The following is a 21,716-nucleotide window of genomic DNA, read 5'->3' as shown; positions in this document are numbered from 1 at the left end:
CGCTATTCGCATCCAAGCTTTCCTTGGGAATGAACGTCCAGGCGAGCACGCATAATACAGGAAGATCGGAGCGGAAAGCCGGCGCTGAGCCGGACCGCCGCGCCTGACCCTGGCCCGAAGGAGGATGAACGATGGACGAGGGAGGCCTCACGCTTCATACGGACAAGTATCAGATTAATATGATGTATGCCCATTGGGTACAAGGGACGCTTAACGAGCGGGCCGTGTTCGAGATCTATTTTCGCAAGCTGCCGTTCGGCAACGGCTATGCCGTCTGCGCCGGCCTCGAGCGTATCGTCAGGTACATCGAGACGCTCCGGTTCGGGGAACGGGAGATCGAGTACCTTCGGCAGCAAGAGGAAAACTATGCGCCCGGTTTTCTCGAAGCGCTCCGGTCCTTCCGCTTCACGGGCAGCCTGCATGCGATGCCGGAAGGGACGCTGGCCTTCCCGAACGAACCGCTGGTCCGCGTCGAAGCGCGCCTCTTCGAAGCGCATCTGGTCGAGACGGCGATGCTGAACTTCCTTAATTATCAGACGCTGATCGCGACGAAGGCTTCGCGAATCAGGCAGGTCGCCCCGAATGACCTGCTTCTGGAATTCGGCACCCGACGGGCGCAGGAAGCGGACGCCGCCGTATGGGGGGCGCGCGCGGCCTATCTCGCGGGCTTCCATGCGACGTCGAACATGCGGGCGGGCATGCTATTCGGCATCCCGTCTAAAGGCACCCACGCGCATGCCTGGGTTCAGGCGTTCGGCACGGAGGAGGAGGCATTCCGCAAATACGCCGAGGCGCTGCCGGATCAAGTGACGCTGCTCGTGGATACATACGACACGCTTCGCAGCGGCGTGCCGAACGCGATCCGGATCGGCAAGATGCTCGAGGCCTCCGGCAAGCGGATGGTCGGCATCCGGCTGGACAGCGGCGACTTGGCTTATCTCTCGCAGCGGGCGAGGGAAATGCTGGACGACGCGGGGCTCACGTACGTCAAAATTACCGCCTCCAACGACTTGGATGAGCACATTATCGACAACTTGAAAAGCCAACGCGCGCGGATCGACGTCTGGGGCGTCGGCACGAAGCTCATCACGGCCGCCGACCAGCCTTCGCTTGGCGGCGTGTACAAGATGGTCGCCATCTCCAGGGACGGCTTCATCGAGCCCGTGATCAAGATCTCGGCCAATCCGGAAAAGGTGACGACCCCAGGCCTGAAGGACGTGTACCGGATCATTAGCCGCGACACGGGGAAGGCGGAGGGAGATTACATCGCCCTCAAAGACGAAGAAGACATTCGCGAAGGACGCCGGATCAAGCTGTTCGACCCGGTGCATCCCTACATTCACAAATATATCGACCATTACGACGCCGTACCGCTGCTGAAGCCGGTGATCGTCGATGGCGAACGCGCGGGTCCGCTGCCTTCGCTCGACGAGATTCGAGATTACCATGACGAACAGATCGCTCAATTTTGGCCGCAATACTTGCGAAAGCTGAATCCCGAGCTTTATCGAGTCAACTTGAGCGAAAAAGCTTGGAAGCTGAAGATGGATTTAATCGCTAAACATACACAAACCGAACAAATGTAATTTCCAGTTACAAACATTTAATGGTAACTGACATGTCGATGACATGTAATAGGAAGGTGGGAGGATGAATTGTGGATAAACCACAAAAGAATTCGCTTTCATTTATCACTTTCCATCGGTAAAGGAAAAACGCGTTAAAGAATAGCCGCTTTTATACGCTAAATCGTGTAAAAATTATTTCAACGTTTGATTAAAAAATGTGCAAATAATCATAGATTTCTTCAGAATCTTGCTTTATAATCGCCTAGGAGAGAGAGCATCCGCTAGAAAACTGGAAAAAGTATATGCGAATTTTGCTCGATCAAAAATCTGGGGAGGCCAGTACATGAAGACAAGGAAGATTGTGTCAGGTATTCTTACGTTGACGCTGCTCGGCGCTTCGTTGGTTGCTTGCGGCAACAACAATAACAACGCAGGCAGCAGCGCAAGCGCTAGCTCCGGCGCAAGCTCGTCCGCAAGCGCGAGCGCGCCATCCAGCTCCTCCGGCAAGACCGAACTCGTAATGAACTACCGTGCGGATCCGCCGGCGCTGGACGTATCGATCGCGGAGAGCGCCGCATCGTTCACGATCCTCGGCGCCATCAGCGAAGGTCTGTATCGTTTGGATAAAGATTTGCAGCCGCAGCCGGCGCTTGCCGACGGCATGCCGACCGTCTCCGCAGACGGACTGGTCTACACGGTCAAGCTGAAGTCGGGCCTCACTTGGGCGAACGGCGATCCGCTGACCGCGAAAGATTTCGTATATTCCTACAAGCGCACGCTGGATCCGAAGACCAAAGCGACTTACGCGTTCATGGTCGCTTGGATCAAGGGCGGCAACGATGTACTGACCGCCAAGGACGACGCGGCCGTCAAGGCTGCGCAGGACAAGCTCGGCGTCGTCGCGAAGGACGACACCACGCTGGAGATCACGCTGGACCACCCTGTTCCTTTCTTCACGGCTCAGCTGGCGTTCCTGAACTTCTACCCGCAGAACGAGAAGTTCGTTTCCGCGCAAGGCGACAAGAGCGGCGCGGACGCGGACAAGGTGCTCGGCGCCGGTCCGTTCAAGCTGACGAAGTGGGACCACGAGCAGCAGCTCGTGCTTGAAAAGAACGACAAGTACTGGGATGCTGCCAACGTCAAGCTGACGAAGGTCACGCTGAACATCGTTAAGGATACGGCCACGGGCCTGAACCTGTACGAGACGGGCGCCTCTGATTATGCCGACGTCAAGGGTGACCAGATGCTCGCTTACCAAGACAAGCCGGACTTGCAAATGAAGAAGGAGCTCGTGACGGGCTACCTGAACTTCCAAGCGACGAAGGTTCCGGCGTTCGCCAACGTCAAGGTTCGCCAAGCGTTCACGATGGCGATCGACCGCGCAGGCGTAGCCAATCTCGTTCTCAAGAACGGGTCCGTCCCTGCGACCGGCTTCGTGCCGGCCGGCAACCAAGACGGCAACGGCAAAGACTTCCGTACGGTCGTAGGCGACACCGAAGCGACATTCGACGCGGCTAAGGCGAAGCAACTGCTGGATGAAGGCCTCAAAGAATCCGGCGCTACGTTGCCTAAGCTCTCCATCATCGGCGACGACACGGAGACCGGCAAGAAAATGCTCGAGTACCTCGTTTCCCAATGGAAAACGAACCTGGGCGTAGACGTCACGACCGAACCGCTGCCGCACGCGAACCGTCTGGATCGCGAGCTGTCCAAGAACTACCAAATCGTCAGCTCCCTGTGGGGCGCGGACTACAACGATCCGATGACGTGGCTCGACATGTTCCTGACCGGCGGTTCGTTCAACACGCAAGACTGGTCGAACGCCGAGTACGACAAGCTGGTCAAGGCCGCTCAACTCGAGACCGACAACGCGAAGCGCGCGGACGAAATGGCGCATGCCGAGAAGATCCTGCTGAGCGAAGCCGCCGTCACGCCGCTGTACTTCCGTTCCTCGCCGTTCGTCATCAACCCGAAGCTGAAGGATCTCATCCTGCCGCCTTACGGTCCTGATTTCGAACTGAAGTGGGCTCACTTCGAAGGATAAGAAAAGCGTCAAGCTTGCATTACGACTAACGCATCTGGTACAGTCAACGCCAACCATGAGGGAGGCCGTTCTTGAACGGCTTCCTTCCTGTGCTTGACGCTCGTAAATTCCATTGAAGGGAGGGTTTTCCATGCTGAAGTACACCTTGCGCAGATTTATTTATATGATAATTACGCTGTGGGTCGTCGTCACCGTCACGTTTTTCCTGATGAAGCTGCTGCCGGGCAATCCGTTCGGCGAGAACGCATCGAAGCTGTCGCCCGAAAATCTGCAGATTTTGCGGGAGCAATATGGCCTGGACAAACCCGTCTGGCAGCAATACTTGAAGTACATGGGTCAAGTCGTTCAAGGAGACTTGGGCGTCTCTTATCAATATCCGACGCGCGATGTCGTCGATATCATTAAGCACAACTTCCCGGCATCGCTCGAGCTGGGGATCGAATCGTTGATTTTTGCCGTCATTATCGGCCTCTTACTTGGCATTTTCGCGGCGCTGAGGCACAACAAGGCCGGAGATTACACCGCGATGCTCATCGCGATCATCGGCATCTCCGTACCTTCGTTCGTCATCGGGCCGCTGCTCTCATACTTTGTCGGCGTTAAATTGGGTTGGCTGCCGCCCGGCTTGTGGAACGGACCGGAGCACCGCGTGCTGCCGGCCCTCGCGCTTTCGTTCGGCACGATCGCGATTCTGGCCCGCATGATGCGCGCGTCGATGCTCGACGTCGCCAGCCAGGATTATATCAAGACCGCCAAGTCCAAAGGGATCGGCGGAAACGCCATCGTCTGGAATCACATGATCCGAAACGCCATTTTGCCGGTCGTCACCATTCTCGGTCCGATCGCGGCCAACGTCGTCACGGGTACGCTCGTCGTCGAGACGATCTTCTCCGTGCCGGGACTCGGCCATCAGTTCGTGCAGTCGATTCTGACGACGGACTACACGATGATCGCGGGCCTCGCGATTTTTTACGCGGCTATATTGATTTTCGTCATGTTCATTACGGATATCGCGTACGGCCTGGTCGATCCGCGGATTCGGTTAGGGGAAGGGGAGATAAAGAGTGGAGGAAATCGCAAAGAGCCAATTCGAGCCGGCGGTCAAGTCTGGCGACAGAGAAGCGATTCTTCGCCCTTCCGTCAGTTACTGGCAGGACGCCTGGCGGCGTCTGAAGAAGAACAAGCTGGCCATGGCCGGGCTTGTCGTCATGATCATCGTTACGCTGCTGGCCTTAATCGTTCCTCTCGTCAGCGGGTACGACTATGAGACGCAGAACCCTAGCGCCGTCAATCTGCGACCTTCTGCCGCCCACTACTTCGGCACGGACGATTTCGGCCGGGACCTGTGGACGCGCGTCTGGTGGGGCGCCCGCATTTCCTTGTTCATCGGCATTATGGCTGCCTTGCTCGACCTCGTAATCGGCGTTCTGTACGGCGGCATCTCCGCCTACTTCGGCGGCAAGGTCGACAACATCATGCAGCGCTTCATTGAAGTCATTTACTCGATCCCGTATCTGCTGCTCTCCATCTTGCTATTGATGGTGCTCGGACCGGGCGTATCGACCATTATATTGGCTTATGCGATCACCGGGTGGGTTTCGATGGCCAGGCTCGTGCGCGGTCAGATGCTCGTGCTCAAGGAGCAGGAGTTCGTGCTGGCTGCCAGGGCGCTAGGCGCGAAGCCGTTCCGCATCATCCTGAAGCACCTGATCCCGAATGCGATCGGCGTCATCGTGGTACAGATTACGTTCGTCGTGCCGACGGCAATCTTCGCCGAAGCCTTCCTGAGCTTCATTGGCCTCGGCATCAAGCCGCCGCTGGCATCGCTGGGCAACCTGCTGAGCGACGGCGCGGCATATATGCGCTATCATCCGCACCGGCTCGTATTCCCGACGATCGTATTCAGCATGATTTTGCTCAGCTTCAATCTGCTCGGGGACGGCCTGCGGGACGCGCTCGATCCTAAGATGAGAAAATAAGGAGGAGAGTCCGATGAGCACGCCTCTATTGGAAGTGAACAACCTGCGCGTATCGTTCAAGATGCACGCGGGCGAGGTACAAGCGGTTCGCGGCGTCTCCTTTAGATTAGATAAAGGCGAAGTGCTCGCAATCGTGGGAGAATCGGGCAGCGGCAAGTCCGTCACGGCTCAGACGATTATGCGTCTGACGCCGACGCCTCCCAGCTATATTAAAGAAGGTTCGATCGTATACGAAGGCAAGACCGATATTACCAAATTGAGCGAGTCTCAGATGGGCAAGGTTCGCGGCGCCGAGATGGGCATGATTTTCCAGGACCCGATGACGTCGCTGAACCCCACGATGACCGTCGGCATGCAGATCGCCGAAGGCATCCGCAAGCACGAGAAACTCTCGAAGAGCGCGGCGCTCGCCCGGGCGATCGAGCTGCTGAAGCTCGTCGGCATGTCGAATCCGGAAGGCCGCATCCATCAATATCCGCATGAGCTGTCCGGCGGCATGCGTCAGCGCGTCATGATCGCGATCGCGCTGGCCTGCCATCCGAAGCTGCTGATCGCCGACGAGCCGACGACGGCGCTCGACGTGACGATCCAGGCGCAGATCATGGACGTCATGCGCGACGTGCAGGAGAAGACCGGCACGTCCATCATTTTGATCACGCACGATCTCGGCGTCGTCGCCGAGCTCGCGCAGCGCGTCATCGTCATGTACGCGGGACAGGTTGCCGAACAGGGCAGCCTGCACGATATCTTTTATAATCCTCGTCATCCTTATACCTGGGGACTGCTTCAATCGGTGCCTCGCCTCGACAGCGACAAGAAGAGCGAGCTGTCGTCCATTCCGGGCACGCCGCCGGATTTGTATGCGCCGCCTAAAGGCTGCGCGTTCGCGCCGCGCTGTCCGTACGCCATGAAGGTGTGCATGGACAACGATCCGCCGCAGTTCGAGATCGACGGACCGGCCCACACGGCCAAATGCTGGCTGAATCATCCGGACGCCCCCAAGGTAGACAGGCCGATCGAGACAGGGGGTGCCGCAAATGTCTAATGCGCCTATTTTGGAACTGACGGATCTGCGCAAGCATTTTAATCTGTCCGGCGGCCGCGTGCTCAAGGCCGTCGACGGCCTGAACTTCAACGTGCTGCGCGGCGAGACGTTCGGCCTGGTCGGCGAGTCTGGCTGCGGCAAGTCGACCGCCGGCCGTACGATCATGCAGCTGTACGAACCGACGTCCGGCAGCATCAAGTTCGACGGCCGCGACGTGAGCAAGCTCACGAAGTCGGAGCGGATCAAGTTTACCAAGGAAATGCAAATGGTGTTCCAGGATCCGTACGCTTCGCTCAATCCGCGTATGACCGTCGGCAAGATCATCGGCGAAGGTCTCGAGATTCACGGGTTGGCCTCCGGCCGCAAACGCACGGAACGCGTCGCGGAGCTGCTGGACGCGGTCGGCTTGAACGAAGAGCACGCGAACCGCTTCCCGCACGAATTTTCCGGCGGTCAGCGCCAGCGGATCGGCATCGCGCGCGCGCTCGCCATCGAGCCGAAGTTCATCGTGGCGGACGAGCCGATCTCCGCGCTCGACGTGTCGGTACAGGCGCAGGTCGTCAACCTGTTCAAGAAGCTCCAGCGCGAGCGCGACCTGACCTATCTGTTCATCGCGCATGACCTGGCGATGGTCAAGCACATTTCCGACCGCATCGGCGTCATGTATCTGGGCAAGCTCGTCGAGGTCGCCGAGTCGGACGAGCTCAACGAGAACCCGCTGCATCCGTACACGCAGTCGCTGTTGTCCGCGATCCCGCTGCCCGATCCCGAGCAGCAGAAGTCGCGCGAGCGCATCATCCTCAAGGGCGAGATCCCGAGCCCGTTGAACCCGCCGAGCGGCTGCCCGTTCCGCACGCGCTGCCCGCACGCGATGGACGTCTGCGCCAAGACGATGCCCGAGTTCAAAGAAGCGAAGCCAGGCCACTACGTGGCCTGCCACCTCTATTAATAGTAATCGTATGCCACGCGCCGGAGGATACGCCTCCGGCGCGTTTTTTTTGTCCGTCCTCCGGTACGTCCGTTGGCTTCAGGTGAACCATATGCGCCGTAACTTCGATTAGCTCAAAGTACCCCCCGAGTAACCCAGGCAACCACCGAGCAACCCAGGCAAGCCAGGCAACCCCGGCAACCCCGGCAACCCCGGCAACCCCGGCAACCCCGGCAACCCCGGCAACCCCGGCAACCCCGGCAACCCCGGCAACCCCGGCAACCCCGCGAGTCTTGCGGTAAATAAGTGTCGAAAAGCAATTAATTTTCTGCCTGGTCATATAGCTTTCAATATAAGTGTTAGAAAGCAACTAATTTCCGAATTTTGGGCATTTCCCGACATGTTTTCGTGAATTAATTGCGTTTGAACACCTATTTCATCGAATCTGCGATTATGCGTCGAAATAACTGCTTTCTAACACTTAAATGTTACGCACTGCGATGACCCCCTACGAGTCAATCGGAGTTACTCCTTCTAACTGGAAGCTTACAGTGGAGCATGGACCGGGCAGCATTGTACTTTGCGCTTCATAACCATTTCCAGGCGGATTCGTTGGCTTCATATCGAACGATGCGACTGCCCTCGGCTCCGCGCGATTCGGTAAATAAGCCTGAACGACAGAGATAGACAAGCGCGGCTTTAGCGGCTCGGTGGCCGATTCGCAGATGCGTCATCACGTCGATGGGACGAATCGGGCGCGCGAGCATGACGGACATGCGGATAATTTCTCTCTCGATCAGTTTGTCCGTCCCGAGCGGACTCGCTTGCGTTTGAAAACGGGCGAACAACAAGCGCAGCAGCGTCACGCACAGCTCCGGCCTCGCGGCCACATCGTCATAGGCGAAGCTAACGACTTGATAGCCCATCGCGGTCAGGAACGTCTCGCGGTTCAGTTCATTGCAGTATTTTTGCCGGTCCATATCGCGCACGTGCGGGCCGAAGCCCTTAATCTCGATGACCAGCTTCACCGCTAGTCCGATCCATACGAAGTCGCAAAAGTACGACAATCCGCGCCAATCTCTCACCTCGTACTCCGGGTGCAAACCGTCAAAGTGTCCGTGCAGCTTCCACCATACGTTTTTGCAAAACAGCTTCTCCGCCTCGCGATGCCCTCGCTCGAGTCTGCCTCTTCGTTCGCCCGATCGTGCAGACAGATGCTGCGCGATAAATGCCTCGTGCGCCTGCTCGAATCCCATCGACTCCAACCTCCCGGCCAAAATAAAAACGCCCCGTCGGCAATCCCCGAAGGGATGCAGGCGGGACGTTCTTCGTCTCGATAGTTACATTATAGAAGGGAGACCGTATGCCGGCAACCTGAGATTGGACGCGTTCGTCAACTCCTGCTGCTTCTGCTGGTCTGCTAGTCTGCTACTCCTACTTCAACCCCGCCCAAGCCGGCTCCCGGATCTCCAGCCAGCGGTTGCGGATGTCGAGAATTTCCCGGTCGGGGAGCTTCCCCCTTGGCCGCATACCCGATGTTTTGCCGGAAATGCGCCAGATTGGTCGTGCCTACGATGGCGCTGTCGACGTAGGGGACGGATAGTACGAACCGGAGCGCCTTCTCCGCGATAGCATCGGAGTCGTTTTTCAGAAACGGATAATTAAGCTTCTCCAGCCGTTCTACGTATGGATCCGGCGCATTCTCGAGACCCTGCCTGACCCAGACCGCATTGGCGATCGGCCGCTTCGCGATGATGCCCATGTCTCGCTTGGCCGCCTCGCTGACGGTGAGCTGCAGCGCCTCCTGGTCGGCGATGTTGATCGACGTCTCAAGCGCATCGAAGACGCCGGTATTTACCGCGTACAGCGCATCCGTGCTGTCGCCGCTGTAGCCGATGTATCGCGTCAGGCCTTCCCGCTTCAGGTCGCGCAGCGCCTCGATCAAGTCGCCTTGGCGAAGCACGGCCTCCGAGCAGCTGTGGATCATCATCAGGTCGACGTAGTCGGTTCGCAGATCCCGCAGCGTACGCTCGATGCTGGGCCGCACGTTGCGAACGTCCCAATCCGGATAGGGGAGGCCGACGCTCTCGCCTTCGCCGAGCTTGCTGAAGACGTAGTATTCGCTGCGCCTGCTCGATACGAGCTGGCCGATCAGGCTCTCGCTGCGCTTGTAGCTCGACGCGGAATCCAGCACGTTGACGCCTTTGTCCAGCAGCGCATTCAAGAGATCGCCGACCTCGCGGTCGGTTGCCTTCGAGCTATCCATGCCGATCTCGGCGCTGCCGAAGCCGAGCACGGACACCTTCATATCGGTTTTGCCGAATTTACGCGTCTCCAAATCCCATTCCCTCCTATGAGTCGGATTCTTGATCGTGCTACCCCTTTGTACCCTTGAAGGCGGTCCCTCACGCATGATAACCGTCGAAATGCCCGCACGAGGCGCTCACCTTTGGGCTGGTCCCCGCATATGTTGAAGCAGGAACATTGCCTGAACGCTTTGCCTGGACGCTTTGCCTGGACGCTTTGCCTGCACGCTTCACCCGGACGCTTCGCCTGATCGATTTTCCGCCTAACGCGTTTTCCGTGCGACCGAAGAGGCCCGGTTTCGCTTTTTTATACCGCCGATGTTAAAATGTAAAGAGCTAGTCCGCATTCGGAAGGAGATCTGGAAGATGGCGAACACCTACGTGTACACTCGCAGAGAAGAAGTGGCCAACGCCATTACGCACGGATTGGGCGCGGTGCTCAGCGTCTCGGCGCTGACGATCCTGATCGTCTACGCCAGCCTGTACGGGACGGCCTGGCACGTGGCGAGCTTCGCGATTTACGGCACGACCATGCTTCTCTTGTATACGGCTTCGACGCTCGTTCACGCCCTCCGGGAGGGCCGTCTGAAGGACTTGTTCGAGACCTTCGACCATTCGTGCATTTATTTGTTCATCGCCGGCACGTACACGCCGATATTATTGACCGTGCTTCGCAGCCCGCTGGGCTGGACGCTTTTCGGCCTCGTATGGGGGCTTGCGATCGGCGGCGTTATTTTTAAAGCGTTTTTTACGAAAAAATTCCTGTACTTGTCCACGTTGGTCTACATTCTAATGGGATGGATGATCGTTTTCGCCTGGGGACCGCTGACCGCGGCGTTGTCGACGGGCGGGATGCAGCTGTTGATCGGCGGCGGACTGCTGTACACGGTCGGCGCGATCTTCTACGTTTGGCGCGGATTTCCCTACCACCACGCCATCTGGCATCTATTTGTGCTCGGCGGCTCGATCGCGCACTTTTTCGCCATTCTATTGTTCGTTCTGCGGATTTACTGATATTTCCCCCGGAAATGGTAGAATGGCCCACTAAACCGTATTTCTTACCGGGGGCAACGCATGATTAATACGCTGATCGCCAACTTTGCTTTGCTGACCGCTTTCCTGTTTTTCTTTAACGCCCTATACGGCAAGCACGAAGCCGACGGCGCCAAGCCGCGGCGTATCGTCGTCTACGGAGCGATCTCCTACGGTTTGTTCGCCCTCGTGCTCATGTACTTCAGCGTGCGCCTCGACGCGCATGCGCTTCTCGATTTCAGACAATTAATGATTATTTGCTCGGCGGCTTTCGGCGGACCGCTCGCAGCGCTGATTACGGCGGCGTTCGTCATGATCGGCCGCATCCTGATGTTCGGCGGCGTCAACGACGCATCGCTGATCGCCAGTATCTCGGCGCTCGTATTGGCCGCGGGCAGCGGCGCCATGAGCGGCTGGCTGCCTCGGCGGCCCGGGCGCTTTTGGCTGTACTCGATCGCGCTCTGCATGCTTTGCACGGCGATTACGTTCTCCATTCTGCTCGGGGAACGCGCCATGGACATTTTGCCTCCTTATTTTGTTATCATGGCCATCGGCGGCATCGTCGTCAGCGGTTTGACGGCTTACTTCTCGACGGCTAACCGGCTGCAGCTGGAGCTTCGCGCGAGCGAGAGGCGCTTCAGGCAATTGCATATGCTGCAGCAGTCGATCTTGCAGTCCGCATCCGAAGTGGCGATCGTCGCAGCCGATCTGACGGGACGGGTCACGCTGTTCAACAAAGGCGCGGAAAAGCTGCTCGGCTACGATGCCGACGACGTCGTCGGACGTGCGATACCCCGATTGCAAGCGGCGGTTGGCGTCGATATTGCAGCGGACAAGCCCGGCTTTACTCAGGCAGGAGCGCGCGACACCGACGCGCTCTCCGCTTTCGTGCAGCGGATGATGTACGGCAGCGCGGAAGAGCAGGAATGGACGATCGAGCGTACCGACGGCACTGCCTTCGCCGCGAACGTGATCGTATCGCACGTGCTCGATTCAGATGGCGAAGTCATCGGATATATGAGCGTGTCCACGGATATCACCGAGCGTAAGCTCGCCGAGGAAAAGCTGAAGGAAGCCAACAGTCTGCTGCAGAAGCTTTCCCTGCTCGACGGCCTGACGGGCATCGCGAACCGGCGGCGATTCGATCAGGCGCTTCGCGCGGCATGCATGACGGAAGGCTCGACGTTATCGCTTATTCTTTTCGACATTGATTATTTCAAAAAGTATAACGACGCGTACGGCCACCAGGCCGGCGACGATTGCCTGATTCAAGTCGCGGCGTCCACGATGGCTTGCCTGCGTACGGGTACGGATACGGCGGCCCGGTACGGCGGGGAGGAATTCGGGGTCATATTGCCCGGCGCGGAATCGGCGGAGGCGATGGCCGTCGCCGAACGAATCCGCAACGCCGTATTCAACCTCGCGATCCCGCACATCAACTCGCCCGAGGGCGTCGTCACGCTTAGCCTGGGTGTCGCGTCCCATCGGACCGTCGGCGCCGGCGACGAACAGCGTCTGATCGCGCTAGCGGACGCCGCCCTTTACGAGGCGAAGCAATCCGGCAGAAACCGCGCAATAATGGCCAAGACTTCCGCTTACAGACCTTCGTCCCTTTGACCGTGAAAGCGCTACTTTAAGTGGAGTCGGTTTGGAATGCGCTTTCCGCGTTTAATTAGGGGTATGCGGTTTGACCATGCTCGGCGGGGGGGGCGATCGTGATAAAGCATCATATCAATAGCTGGACGTTTGAAAAATGGATGGGCCCGTTGACGTACGTAGAGTGGGATGCGCGCGCATCGGCGCTCGCGACGAACGTCGAGGCGCAGCCCGAGCGGCTTGGACTGGCTGAACTAATCGCCCGTCTCGGCGCCGAAGGATATGGCGGTATCGAACTCGCCTATCCGCATCTGAAGGACCGATCGGCCGAGGGCCTGGCCGAATTAAGGCGGATCTCGGCGCTCGCCGGGGTGGAGCTGAACTCCCTGCTGCTGGACTTCGGCGATCCGGGCACGGCCGACGCAGCCAGGCACGACGCGGAAATGGCGTTGTACCGCGAATGGATCGACGCCGCCGCCGCGGCGGGGTTCCGCAGAGTTCGCATCGGAGCGGGCGACGGCGACGACGATGCGTCGTTCGCCCGGGCGGCCGAGTCGCTATCGCTGCTGTCGGCTTATGCGGGGCATGCGGGGGTCCGGGTCGTCACGGAAAATCTCGGTGCTTTGCTAAGCCGATCCGACCGGGTGCTGCGCTTGCTCGAGGAGACGGACGGCAGCGTCGGACTTACGGCTGACTTCGGCAATTTCAAGCAGGACAAGTATCGCCAGCTCGAAGCGATTCTTCCGCATGCCGAGACCGTCCATGCCAAAGCGCGGGAGGATGGAGGCGGCCGGCTGGATTCCATGGACTTCAGGCAATGCGTCCAGCTCGCGCGGCAGGCGGGCTACGAAGGACCGCTCTCGTTAACGTATTTGGGCGGCGGGGAGCCTTGGGCCGTGCTAGCCGAGATGAGAGAGCTGGCGGCGATCAAGCCTTCGGAAGCCCTGAGACCCATGTAGCCGCGCTTTTAACAATTGCATATAGACAAGACCGCATACAGCCCGCACGCTTCGTTATTGGAGCCGCGATCATGCGCGTCTTGAACGACCGCGGGCTGGAGCCTGCGGTTTTTTGCTACGATTCGACGCCAGGCGTTTTCCGCACACCCTACAACCAAGGAGGAGATTGGCATGCAGAGAGGAACGACCGCCGTACAGACGCCGGCATTCGTCGCTTCGTACGATTATCGCGCCCAGGAAGGAACGGAGCGCTACTTCGATTATGCGAGGACCGTCGCGAGAATCGCGGGCTTGCTCTCGGACCGCTTCGGTTGCGAATTCAAGCGCTACGACCAGGCCGATCAGGGAGACGTATGGGACGGATTGGCCGAGGACATCGAGTCGGATTATCCGGGCCTTGTTCACCTTGCATCCGTCTTTGATCTGGTCGAATCCAGGCAGATCTCATTCGAGCCGAAGCTCGGCGAGACGAACTACCGGATGCGGCCCTCGGTTCGCAACAACCTGTTCGTTTATCCGGAATACCGCGTGGCGCTGGTCCGGATGCCGATGCTCGTCCACTTGGGGCTGCTGGCGACCGAAGATTTGATCTTCGCGCCCGACGACGAACAGCTCAGCGCCTGTCTCCAGGCGATGCAGCTGCGACGCTCGGAGGAGCGCAAGATGCATGTGTACACCGACACGCGCGAAGGTCTTCAGCATTGCCGCGAGCCGATCTCCCAGGCCATCCCGCGGGAAGAGGTGGTGATGGACGAGACGCTCAAGCAGCAAATCTTCCGCTCCGTCGACGAATTTTTCGGCGGCGACCGGACGTTTTTCGAACAGTACCAGATTCCTTACAAGCGAGGCATCCTGCTCTACGGCAAGCCGGGCAACGGCAAGACGACGCTCGTCAAATCGATCGCGGGCAGCGTCGAGTCGCCGGTCTTTTACTGGCAGATCACCGAATATACGAACAGCGAGTCGATCCGCGAGGTTTTCGCCGCCGCCGTCAAGCAGGCGCCGTCCGTGCTGGTCATCGAGGACATCGATTCGATGCCCGATTCGTGCCGGTCGTTTTTCCTGAATATTCTGGACGGGGCAACGGCCAAGGAGGGCGTATTCCTGATCGGAACGACCAATTATCCGCAAAAAATCGATCCCGCGCTGATCAATCGCGCCGGCCGGTTCGACCGCGCATACGAGGTCAAGCTGCCGGACGAGGCGTTGCGCCTGGCGTATCTGCGCCGCAAGGGGTTGCCCGAATTGGCCGGAGAAGAGCAGGCCGTCCATGCGGCGGAACGTACCCAAGGCTTTTCGCTTGCGCAGCTCAACGAGCTGTACGTATCCGCGGCCTTGCAAAAGCGATACGACGATCGCATCGACCTGGAGCAGCTGGTGCTCGGACTGCGCAGCGACCTGGACAAAGGGCGCAAGCGGGATTGGCTGAACGGCACGGACTGGGGCGGCGCATCAAATCGCATTGGATTCCAATAAATTTACTTGGAATAATGTTTAGCGTGCAGGAATTTGGCGATAAGAATCGAATTGATACATTGTCGAATCTTACCAATCCTGAGGAGCGTGACCTTACTCATGTCCGAGCAACAATATCAACCCGAAACGCTGGCCGTCCATGCCGGCCAACAGATCGATCCGACGACCTTGTCGCGCGCTGTGCCGATCTACCAAACTTCGTCCTACGGCTTCCGCGACGCGGAGCACGCGGCGAATCTGTTCGCGCTGAAGGAGTTCGGCAACATCTACACGCGGCTCATGAACCCGACCTCGGACGTGTTCGAAAACCGCATCGCCGCGCTCGAAGGCGGCGCAGCCGCGCTCGCGACGGCGTCCGGCCAGGCCGCTATCACCTATTCGATCTTAAACATCGCCGGCGTGGGCGACGAGATCGTGTCGTCCTCGACACTGTACGGCGGCACTTATAATCTTTTTTCCACGACCTTGCCGAAGCTGGGCGTAAACGTCAAGTTCGTCGACGCTTCCGATCCGGAGAGCTTCCGCGCGGCGATCACCGACAAGACGAAGGCGCTGTACGCCGAGACGATCGGCAATCCGAAGGGCGATGTGCTCGACATCGAAGCGGTCGCCAAGATCGCGCACGAGAACGGCATTCCGCTCATCGTGGACAACACGTTTCCAAGCCCGTATCTGCTGCGTCCGATCGAGTGGGGCGCGGATGTCGTCGTGCACTCGGCCACGAAGTTCATCGGCGGCCACGGCACCTCGATCGGCGGCGTCATCGTCGACGGCGGCAAGTTCGACTGGGCGGCCAGCGGCAAGTTCCCGGGACTCACGACGCCTGACCCGAGCTATCACGGCGTCGTCTATACCGATGCTGTCGGTCCGATCGCGTACATCATCAAGGCGCGCGTGCAGCTGATGCGCGACATGGGCGCCGCGATCTCGCCGTTCAACTCGTTCTTGCTGCTGCAAGGTCTGGAGACGCTGCACTTGCGCATGGAGCGCCACAGCTCGAATGCGCTTGAGGTAGCGCGCTATCTGGAGAATCACCCGCATGTGGAGTGGGTCAGCTACACCGGCCTGCCAAGCCACGAATCGTACGAGCTCGCCAAGAAGTACCTGCCCAAAGGCCAGGGCGCGATCCTGACGTTCGGCATCAAGGGCGGCGTAGAAGCGGGCAAGAAGCTGATCTCGAGCGTGAAATTGCTGTCCCACTTGGCGAACGTCGGCGACTCGAAGTCGCTGATCATCCACCCGGCCAGCACGACGCACCAGCAGCTGTCCGAAGAGCAGCAATACGCGAGCGGCGTCAGCCCGAACCTGATCCGCCTGTCGATCGGCACCGAATCGATCGTCGACATTTTGGCGGATCTCGGCCAAGCGATCGAAGCGAGCCAGCAGTAATTCATAGCTTTGCGTTTTCGGAAATTTACGGACGATCTCCGCGGCTGCCCGTCGGCTGCGGAGGTCGTTTTCCTTTGCGCGGGGAATATATAAGGAGTAGGCCCTGCAATCGGCGAACGGAAGGCGGTCCGACATGGAGAATAAGCTTCGGTTCCGCAAAGACGGAACATTCAAAATCGTACAATTCACCGATCTGCACTGGCAGAACGGCGAGACGGATGATCTTCGGACACGACGACTGATGGAACGGGTGCTAAGCGAGGAAAAGCCGGATCTGGTCGTCTTTACGGGCGACATTGTCTTTAGCCTGGGCTGCCGGGATCCGTATGCGTCCGTCGCGCAGGCCGTAGCGGTCGTGGCGGAGAGCGGGACGCCGTGGGCGGCCGTCTTCGGCAATCACGACAGCGAAGGCGACGTCTCGCGCGACCGGCTGATGGAGACGCTGGTCCGGCAGCGGGGATGTCTGGCGAGCGCCGGGCCCGAATCGGTCCAAGGCGTCGGCAACTATGCCCTAACGATCGGCGGATCGAACGGCGATGCGCGCCATGCGCTTTATTTTCTCGACTCCGGCAGTTATTCCGACCTGGACCGGATTCCCGGCTACGGTTGGATCCGCAAAGATCAGATCGACTGGTTCAGGGAGAAGGCCGCGACGTTGCGGCCGCAGGGCGCTCCCTCGCTGCCCTCCCTCGTCTTTTTCCATATTCCGCTTCCCGAGTACAAGGAAGTCTGGAGAACGCGGCCTTGCAACGGACGCAGATTCGAGGATATTTCCTGCCCCAAGCTGAATTCGGGCATGTTCGCGACGCTTGTCGAGGCGGGCGGCGTGCTCGGCACGTTTTGCGGTCACGATCATATCAACGATTTTGAAGGGACGCTGCACGGCATCCGGCTGACTTACGGGAGATCGACGGGCTATCATACCTACGGCAGGCTGGGATTTAAACGGGGAGCGAGAGTGATCGAACTGAAAGAGGATGGCGCGCGTTACGAGACTTGGATCAGGCTGGCCGGAGGCCGCAAGCTCTCGGCGCCGAGAATCCACAAGTCTCGCAAGAAACGCCCGTAAAAAAAAGGATCAGCGCCCTCGCTTGTGCCCGGCTTGCGGCAGAAGGAGCGGCGCTGATCGGCCTTCTTATTCGGTTGGACTTGGGTATACGGCTTGCGGACCCACTCGCTCCGCAGCGCTTCGGGATTCAGTTTGCCTTCGCGCACGGCTTTTTGCCTCGCTTTTTTCGAACCTGACATTCCCATGCGGGAACACCTCCGTTAATCAAGATTAAGCACGATTGTATCGCATCGTTCCGCGCTTCGCAATAGGAATCCGATCGGCCGCCGATTCGCTCTCCAGGCCCATTGCGGACTATAATAGAAAGAACGATAGAGCGAGGAGCGCTGCATAACGATGCCCCACTTATACTTTAGAGGCTTGTCCGTCGAACAGGTTCAAGCCATCGGCGGTTCGCTGGAAACCGAGCTGTCCGCCATCATAGGCTGTGAGCCGAGCGATCTTATGTTGGAGGTCGTCCATACGACCTGCATAGCCGGAGGCCGGATTGCGCCTTCCTATCCCTTTGTCGAAGTCGCTTGGTTCGAACGCGGCCGCGAAGTCCGCGACGCGGTCGCGCGCTGCCTGGACAGGCATATCCGCGGCAGCGGCGTGCCGGAAGTCGAGGTTGCGTTCCGCAGCTACCGGCCGTCCGATTATTACGCGAACGGCGAGCCGTTCGGCGCCGATCCTGCGGAGGAGCTCGAGGCCTTGCTCGCGGACAACGCCAAGCTGAAGGACGATTTGGCCCGCGCGCGCAAAGCAGCGGCCGCCGCGACCGCGGGATCGATGTCGACCCGCCTGCGGGACGCATTGAGAGAGTAGCCGACCGGGAGGATTCATAGATGATCGTTTTTTACTACTTGCTGGCGGTCAACCTGATCGCGTTCCTCATCATGGGCTACGACAAGACGAAGGCGATGCACAAGGAGAGGCGCGTGCCGGAGAAGCGGCTGTTCCTGATCGCGACGATCGGGGGCGCGCTCGGCATGCTGCTGGGCATGCGCTTCTTCCGCCACAAGACAAAGCACCGCTCCTTCACGGCGGGCATTCCTGCCCTGCTCGTGCTGAACGCGGTGCTGGTGATGGTCTGGTTCGGTCGTTAGTCTAGCGCGGCGGCCAAGTTACCTGGCGTCGTCCGGATCCGGGGACGGATCGAGTCCGACGACGTCGGCCAGCTTCAGGTCGCTCGGCTCATGAATGCCGGCCTCGGCGCGCAGGGCGTCGAGCGCTTGCTCGAGATCGTCCTCCTTGACGATAATATAAGGGCTTTCCCAGCGGCTCTCGAGGGGCAGCACGTTTAGCGTGTCCGGCTTCATTTCCTTCACGTTGTAGATATAGTCGCGGAGGATCGATTTGGGAATGTCGGTCTGCACGTTTTTGCCGAGCAGGTCGAGCACCTTGCCCCACTGCAGCACCCCCTGGAAGGAAGCGAGCTTGTCGGTGAGCTGGCTCAGCACTTGCTGCTGGCGCGCGTTGCGGGCGATATCCGAAGATTCGGCGGTGCCGCGGTTCGACTTGCGGTACCGGACGAAGTCGAGGGCTTTGGCGCCGTCCAGATGCTGATAACCCTTTTTCAGATCGATGTTCGTGCCGTCGGCATTATCAACGTACCGCATATCCATGTCGACGTCGACGTCCACGCCGCCGACCGCGTCCACCAGCTTGCGCAGCCCGTCGAAGTTGATCATGATCATGTAATCGATCGGGAAGTCGAACAGGTCGCTGTAAAATTCCTTCGTGTTTTCCATCGCGGTATCTTTGTCTTTGTTGTAAAAATAGGCGTAGTAGTAATTGGCCTTGTGGGTGCCTAGGTCCTCGGGCTTAAGCTGAAGGTCGCGCGGCAGAGAAATCAGGCTTGCCGAGTTGGTCTGCGGATTAAGGCTGCCGAGCATGAGGACGTCCGTATTGAGCGTGCCGCCGCTGCCTTCTCTGAAGTCAATGCCCGCGAGCAGGAAGGTGACGGGCTTCTTGATCAGCTCGCTATCGCTTGCGTAATCCGCGTCAATCCGTTGTTCGTCGGATGTTCCGGATACAAAGGCGGAAGGGGAAGGAGAAGGCGCGGGCGCGTCGCCGGCCATGAGGTTGATGGTATGATTCGCTTTATACACCAAGTATCCGGCATAGCTGCCGACGATGACGACGAGGGCACCGACGACGATCCCCGCGTATTTTAGCGTTTTGCGCACCCATGTGCGTTTGTTTTCGGGCGTATTCATTATGATCCTCCGCATGATTTAAAATTAAAATGACGGCAACCCTTTCTATTTTAGGGCAAACGCCCTAAGAGTAAAGAAAGAAATTCCACATTATTTGACGATTTGAAGACCGGGCGGGTTGCGGATTTCGGATGCCTGCCGAGATGTTTCGATAAATGCAGTTTTTGTTATAATAAAGATTGTTGTTTGTAACTAATGATGTGTATGCGAAAAGGGGGATATCGGTGAGCAAACCTAATCATTCGGCGATCCGTCATCAGGTGATCTTCGATCTGAAGCATGAGAAGGGGTCTGCGGAAGCGGATCGATTCCTGAAGGACGGTTGGCGTATACTTACCTCCATTCCGGCCGTGCGAAACTTCGAGGTATTGAAGCAAGTCAGTCCCAAAAACGATTATACATACGGCTACTCGATGGAGTTCGCGTCGCAGGCCGATTATGACAGCTACAACGCGCATCCCGCTCATGTCGCGTTCGTCGCCGAGCGGTGGGAGAGCGAAGTGACGCGGTTCCTGGAGATCGACTTCGTCCGTGATTACGGCGCCGAGGAGGGTCAAAGCGATGCAAATTAATCTGTCGGGCAAAACCGCGCTCATCACGGGCGCCTCCGGACAGCTCGGCCGCGTGATGGCGCGCACGCTGGCGAGCTGCGGCGCTAACGTCGCGATTCACTATCGGGGCAACGCCGCCAAGGCGGAGGAACTCAAGTCAGAGCTCGAGGAGATGGGCGTGCGCGCGCTGACCGTGCAGGCGGACGTGACCAAGCTGGACGACGTGCTGGCGATGAAGGACACGGTAAATGCCGGACTGGGCGCCGTCGACATCGTCGTCGCCAACGCGGTTATCCAGTATCAATGGACGAGCGTACTGGAGCAGGCGGTCGAGGACTACGTCGGCCAGTTCGAGTCTTGCGTGCTGCAGAGCGTGCATCTGGCCAAAGCGTTCGTACCGGACATGATCGCGAAGGGCGGCGGCCGGCTGGTCGGCATCAACACGGAGTGCGCGATGCAGAACTTTCCGACGCAGTCCGCGTACGTCGCGGGCAAGCGGGGAATGGACGGCGTGTATCGGGTGCTGGCCAAAGAGGTCGGCGAGCATCAGATCACCGTCAACCAAGTGGCGCCCGGCTGGACGATCAGCGAGCGCGACCGGGAAGCCGGCACGGAGCGGAGCGAGTCCTACGAGAGCACGGTTCCGTTGAAAAGGCGCGGCACCGACCAGGAGATCGCCAACGTCGTCGCGTTTTTGGCCTCGGACCTTGCGAGCTTTATTACCGGCGCCTACGTGCCGGTTAGCGGCGGCAACGTGATGCCGGCGATCTGATGCCAGCGATCTGATGCCAGCGATCTGATCCGGCCGACGCGGTTATAAGGCAATTTCGCGTCAATCTTAAGGTTGTGGGCATCATGGATTTCCGCGCCGATATCGGTTATGCTGTCGTTGACGAATCGACCGATGGATCTAAAGGCGGGACGCGAGATGGAAATCCTGAACGAATTGCGGCACATAGATGAACAGAAATTGTTGGAATGGCTTGACCAGTACCGCGCTTACGGCCCGTTGCCGGGCGTTTTACTCACCTTCCTGAAGTCTTTCGTGCCGCCGCTGCCGACCATCCTCATCGTGGGCGTGAATGCGGCGGTGTACGGCTTATGGCTCGGCTTTCTCTACTCTTGGATCGGCATCGTGCTGGGCTGCCTCGTCACGTTCGCCGTCATCCGCAAGATCGCGGACCGTCCGTATTGGCAGCGCTGGGCGGAGCGCCCGCGGGTGAGCAAGGGCATGCGCTGGGTGCGCCGCAATTCGTTCAGCTACGTATTTTTGCTCAGCCTGTTCCCGGTCGGACCCTTCGTCGTCATCAACATCGCCGCGGCGCTGGCCCGCATGCGGTTCCGCTCGTTCCTGGTCGCGATCATGCTGGGCAAGGCCGTCATGGTGTTCGTAATCTCCTTCATCGGCCACGATCCCGCCCAGTTCCTCCGCCATCCGGAGCAGGCGCTGTACGCGCTGCTGTTCGTCGCCGCCACCTGGTGGATCGGGCGCTGGGTCGAGACCTACGGGATCAGAAGGACGGAGAGGCGTGAAGACGGTTTGGCAGAGGAAGAGAGACTCGCTTAGCGTGGTTTC

At 58.9% G+C, this 21,716-nt stretch carries 19 protein-coding genes and 1 pseudogene; 17 read left to right on the top strand and 3 right to left on the bottom strand.

Annotation, left to right across the window (positions count from 1 at the left end; translation table 11 throughout):
* Positions 1-131 precede the first annotated feature (131 nt).
* The 6 genes and pseudogenes from OMP38_RS15085 to OMP38_RS15060 all read left to right on the top strand — a co-directional run bounded on the left by OMP38_RS15085 (position 132) and on the right by OMP38_RS15060 (position 7,585).
* Entirely contained in the window at positions 132-1,586 is a 1,455-nt protein-coding gene (locus OMP38_RS15085; protein ID WP_277565868.1) for a nicotinate phosphoribosyltransferase, read from the top strand.
* 325 nt (positions 1,587-1,911) lie between these two features.
* Positions 1,912-3,612: a peptide ABC transporter substrate-binding protein gene (locus tag OMP38_RS15080; RefSeq protein ID WP_277565867.1), complete on the top strand. Its 1,701-nt coding sequence runs from the start codon at positions 1,912-1,914 to the stop codon at positions 3,610-3,612.
* Between the two features lie 130 nt (positions 3,613-3,742).
* Positions 3,743-4,669, top strand: a pseudogene (locus OMP38_RS15075) (ABC transporter permease); the annotation flags it as partial.
* Between the two features lie 7 nt (positions 4,670-4,676).
* Positions 4,677-5,591, top strand: a complete 915-nt coding sequence (locus OMP38_RS15070; RefSeq protein WP_277565866.1) for an ABC transporter permease — start codon at positions 4,677-4,679, stop codon at positions 5,589-5,591.
* Positions 5,592-5,604: 13 nt separating this feature from the next.
* On the top strand, positions 5,605-6,636 hold the full coding sequence (locus tag OMP38_RS15065) for an ABC transporter ATP-binding protein (RefSeq protein WP_277565865.1): 1,032 nt from the start codon (positions 5,605-5,607) through the stop codon (positions 6,634-6,636).
* A complete protein-coding gene (locus OMP38_RS15060) occupies positions 6,629-7,585 on the top strand; it encodes an ABC transporter ATP-binding protein (protein ID WP_277565864.1) in 957 nt (318 codons plus the stop codon). The genes OMP38_RS15065 and OMP38_RS15060 overlap by 8 nt, the downstream gene beginning before the upstream one ends.
* Before the next feature lie 566 nt (positions 7,586-8,151).
* Here OMP38_RS15060 and OMP38_RS15055 read toward each other — a convergent pair.
* Both OMP38_RS15055 and OMP38_RS15050 read right to left on the bottom strand, forming a co-directional pair.
* Entirely contained in the window at positions 8,152-8,820 is a 669-nt protein-coding gene (locus OMP38_RS15055) for a DUF559 domain-containing protein (RefSeq protein ID WP_277565863.1), read from the bottom strand.
* Positions 8,821-8,984: 164 nt separating this feature from the next.
* On the bottom strand, positions 8,985-9,902 hold the full coding sequence (locus tag OMP38_RS15050; protein ID WP_277565862.1) for an aldo/keto reductase: 918 nt from the start codon (positions 9,900-9,902) through the stop codon (positions 8,985-8,987).
* A 334-nt stretch (positions 9,903-10,236) separates the two neighbouring features.
* Between OMP38_RS15050 and trhA the strand changes: the two genes are divergently transcribed.
* From trhA to OMP38_RS15010, 8 genes are all read left to right on the top strand, one after another.
* Positions 10,237-10,884, top strand: coding sequence for a PAQR family membrane homeostasis protein TrhA (gene trhA / locus OMP38_RS15045; protein WP_277565861.1), 648 nt, complete (start codon positions 10,237-10,239; stop codon positions 10,882-10,884).
* Positions 10,885-10,944: 60 nt separating this feature from the next.
* The gene (locus tag OMP38_RS15040; RefSeq protein WP_277565860.1) at positions 10,945-12,519 is read left to right on the top strand and encodes a diguanylate cyclase domain-containing protein; all 1,575 of its coding nucleotides are present in this window, start codon (positions 10,945-10,947) and stop codon (positions 12,517-12,519) included.
* A 98-nt stretch (positions 12,520-12,617) separates the two neighbouring features.
* Positions 12,618-13,457: a sugar phosphate isomerase/epimerase family protein gene (locus OMP38_RS15035; RefSeq protein ID WP_277565859.1), complete on the top strand. Its 840-nt coding sequence runs from the start codon at positions 12,618-12,620 to the stop codon at positions 13,455-13,457.
* Positions 13,458-13,628: 171 nt separating this feature from the next.
* Positions 13,629-14,933: an AAA family ATPase gene (locus tag OMP38_RS15030; RefSeq protein WP_277565858.1), complete on the top strand. Its 1,305-nt coding sequence runs from the start codon at positions 13,629-13,631 to the stop codon at positions 14,931-14,933.
* Between the two features lie 99 nt (positions 14,934-15,032).
* Positions 15,033-16,322, top strand: a complete 1,290-nt coding sequence (locus OMP38_RS15025) for a homocysteine synthase (protein WP_277565857.1) — start codon at positions 15,033-15,035, stop codon at positions 16,320-16,322.
* 133 nt (positions 16,323-16,455) lie between these two features.
* Complete coding sequence (locus OMP38_RS15020) at positions 16,456-17,391, top strand: metallophosphoesterase family protein (RefSeq protein ID WP_277565856.1); 936 nt, start codon at positions 16,456-16,458, stop codon at positions 17,389-17,391.
* A gap of 336 nt (positions 17,392-17,727) precedes the next feature.
* On the top strand, positions 17,728-18,195 hold the full coding sequence (locus OMP38_RS15015) for a DUF1904 family protein (protein ID WP_277565855.1): 468 nt from the start codon (positions 17,728-17,730) through the stop codon (positions 18,193-18,195).
* Positions 18,196-18,215: 20 nt separating this feature from the next.
* Positions 18,216-18,476 carry a DUF1294 domain-containing protein gene (locus tag OMP38_RS15010; RefSeq protein WP_277565854.1) on the top strand — a complete coding sequence of 87 codons (261 nt, stop codon included), beginning with the start codon at positions 18,216-18,218 and terminating at the stop codon, positions 18,474-18,476.
* 18 nt (positions 18,477-18,494) lie between these two features.
* Here OMP38_RS15010 and OMP38_RS15005 read toward each other — a convergent pair whose 3' ends face one another.
* Positions 18,495-19,589, bottom strand: coding sequence for an LCP family protein (locus OMP38_RS15005; protein WP_277565853.1), 1,095 nt, complete (start codon positions 19,587-19,589; stop codon positions 18,495-18,497).
* A 224-nt stretch (positions 19,590-19,813) separates the two neighbouring features.
* Here OMP38_RS15005 and OMP38_RS15000 point away from each other — a divergent pair, with 224 nt between their 5' ends.
* The 3 genes from OMP38_RS15000 to OMP38_RS14990 all read left to right on the top strand — a co-directional run bounded on the left by OMP38_RS15000 (position 19,814) and on the right by OMP38_RS14990 (position 21,707).
* Positions 19,814-20,161 carry a Dabb family protein gene (locus OMP38_RS15000; protein WP_277565852.1) on the top strand — a complete coding sequence of 116 codons (348 nt, stop codon included), beginning with the start codon at positions 19,814-19,816 and terminating at the stop codon, positions 20,159-20,161.
* A complete protein-coding gene (locus OMP38_RS14995) occupies positions 20,151-20,912 on the top strand; it encodes an SDR family NAD(P)-dependent oxidoreductase (RefSeq protein WP_277565851.1) in 762 nt (253 codons plus the stop codon). The genes OMP38_RS15000 and OMP38_RS14995 overlap by 11 nt, the downstream gene beginning before the upstream one ends.
* 156 nt (positions 20,913-21,068) lie before the next feature.
* Positions 21,069-21,707 carry a TVP38/TMEM64 family protein gene (locus OMP38_RS14990; protein ID WP_277565850.1) on the top strand — a complete coding sequence of 213 codons (639 nt, stop codon included), beginning with the start codon at positions 21,069-21,071 and terminating at the stop codon, positions 21,705-21,707.
* The last annotated feature ends 9 nt before the right edge of the window (positions 21,708-21,716 follow it).

The sequence above is a fragment of the Cohnella ginsengisoli genome (assembly GCF_029525555.1).
Classification (GTDB): domain Bacteria; phylum Bacillota; class Bacilli; order Paenibacillales; family Paenibacillaceae; genus Cohnella; species Cohnella ginsengisoli.
The sequence above is the reverse complement of the archived record's forward strand: the minus strand, read 5'-3'. Positions and strand labels throughout refer to the sequence as shown.

What these genes read in the sequence shown, in the direction of transcription:
- OMP38_RS15085 (WP_277565868.1), top strand. Translation starts at nt 132, where the DNA reads ATGGACGAGGGAGGCCTCACGCTTCATACGGACAAGTATCAGATTAAT.
- OMP38_RS15080 (WP_277565867.1), top strand. Translation starts at nt 1,912, where the DNA reads ATGAAGACAAGGAAGATTGTGTCAGGTATTCTTACGTTGACGCTGCTC.
- OMP38_RS15065 (WP_277565865.1), top strand. Translation starts at nt 5,605, where the DNA reads ATGAGCACGCCTCTATTGGAAGTGAACAACCTGCGCGTATCGTTCAAG.
- OMP38_RS15060 (WP_277565864.1), top strand. Translation starts at nt 6,629, where the DNA reads ATGTCTAATGCGCCTATTTTGGAACTGACGGATCTGCGCAAGCATTTT.
- OMP38_RS15055 (WP_277565863.1), bottom strand. Translation starts at nt 8,820, where the DNA reads ATGGGATTCGAGCAGGCGCACGAGGCATTTATCGCGCAGCATCTGTCT.
- trhA (WP_277565861.1), top strand. Translation starts at nt 10,237, where the DNA reads ATGGCGAACACCTACGTGTACACTCGCAGAGAAGAAGTGGCCAACGCC.
- OMP38_RS15040 (WP_277565860.1), top strand. Translation starts at nt 10,945, where the DNA reads ATGATTAATACGCTGATCGCCAACTTTGCTTTGCTGACCGCTTTCCTG.
- OMP38_RS15030 (WP_277565858.1), top strand. Translation starts at nt 13,629, where the DNA reads ATGCAGAGAGGAACGACCGCCGTACAGACGCCGGCATTCGTCGCTTCG.
- OMP38_RS15025 (WP_277565857.1), top strand. Translation starts at nt 15,033, where the DNA reads ATGTCCGAGCAACAATATCAACCCGAAACGCTGGCCGTCCATGCCGGC.
- OMP38_RS15020 (WP_277565856.1), top strand. Translation starts at nt 16,456, where the DNA reads ATGGAGAATAAGCTTCGGTTCCGCAAAGACGGAACATTCAAAATCGTA.
- OMP38_RS15015 (WP_277565855.1), top strand. Translation starts at nt 17,728, where the DNA reads ATGCCCCACTTATACTTTAGAGGCTTGTCCGTCGAACAGGTTCAAGCC.
- OMP38_RS15010 (WP_277565854.1), top strand. Translation starts at nt 18,216, where the DNA reads ATGATCGTTTTTTACTACTTGCTGGCGGTCAACCTGATCGCGTTCCTC.
- OMP38_RS15005 (WP_277565853.1), bottom strand. Translation starts at nt 19,589, where the DNA reads ATGAATACGCCCGAAAACAAACGCACATGGGTGCGCAAAACGCTAAAA.
- OMP38_RS14995 (WP_277565851.1), top strand. Translation starts at nt 20,151, where the DNA reads ATGCAAATTAATCTGTCGGGCAAAACCGCGCTCATCACGGGCGCCTCC.
- OMP38_RS14990 (WP_277565850.1), top strand. Translation starts at nt 21,069, where the DNA reads ATGGAAATCCTGAACGAATTGCGGCACATAGATGAACAGAAATTGTTG.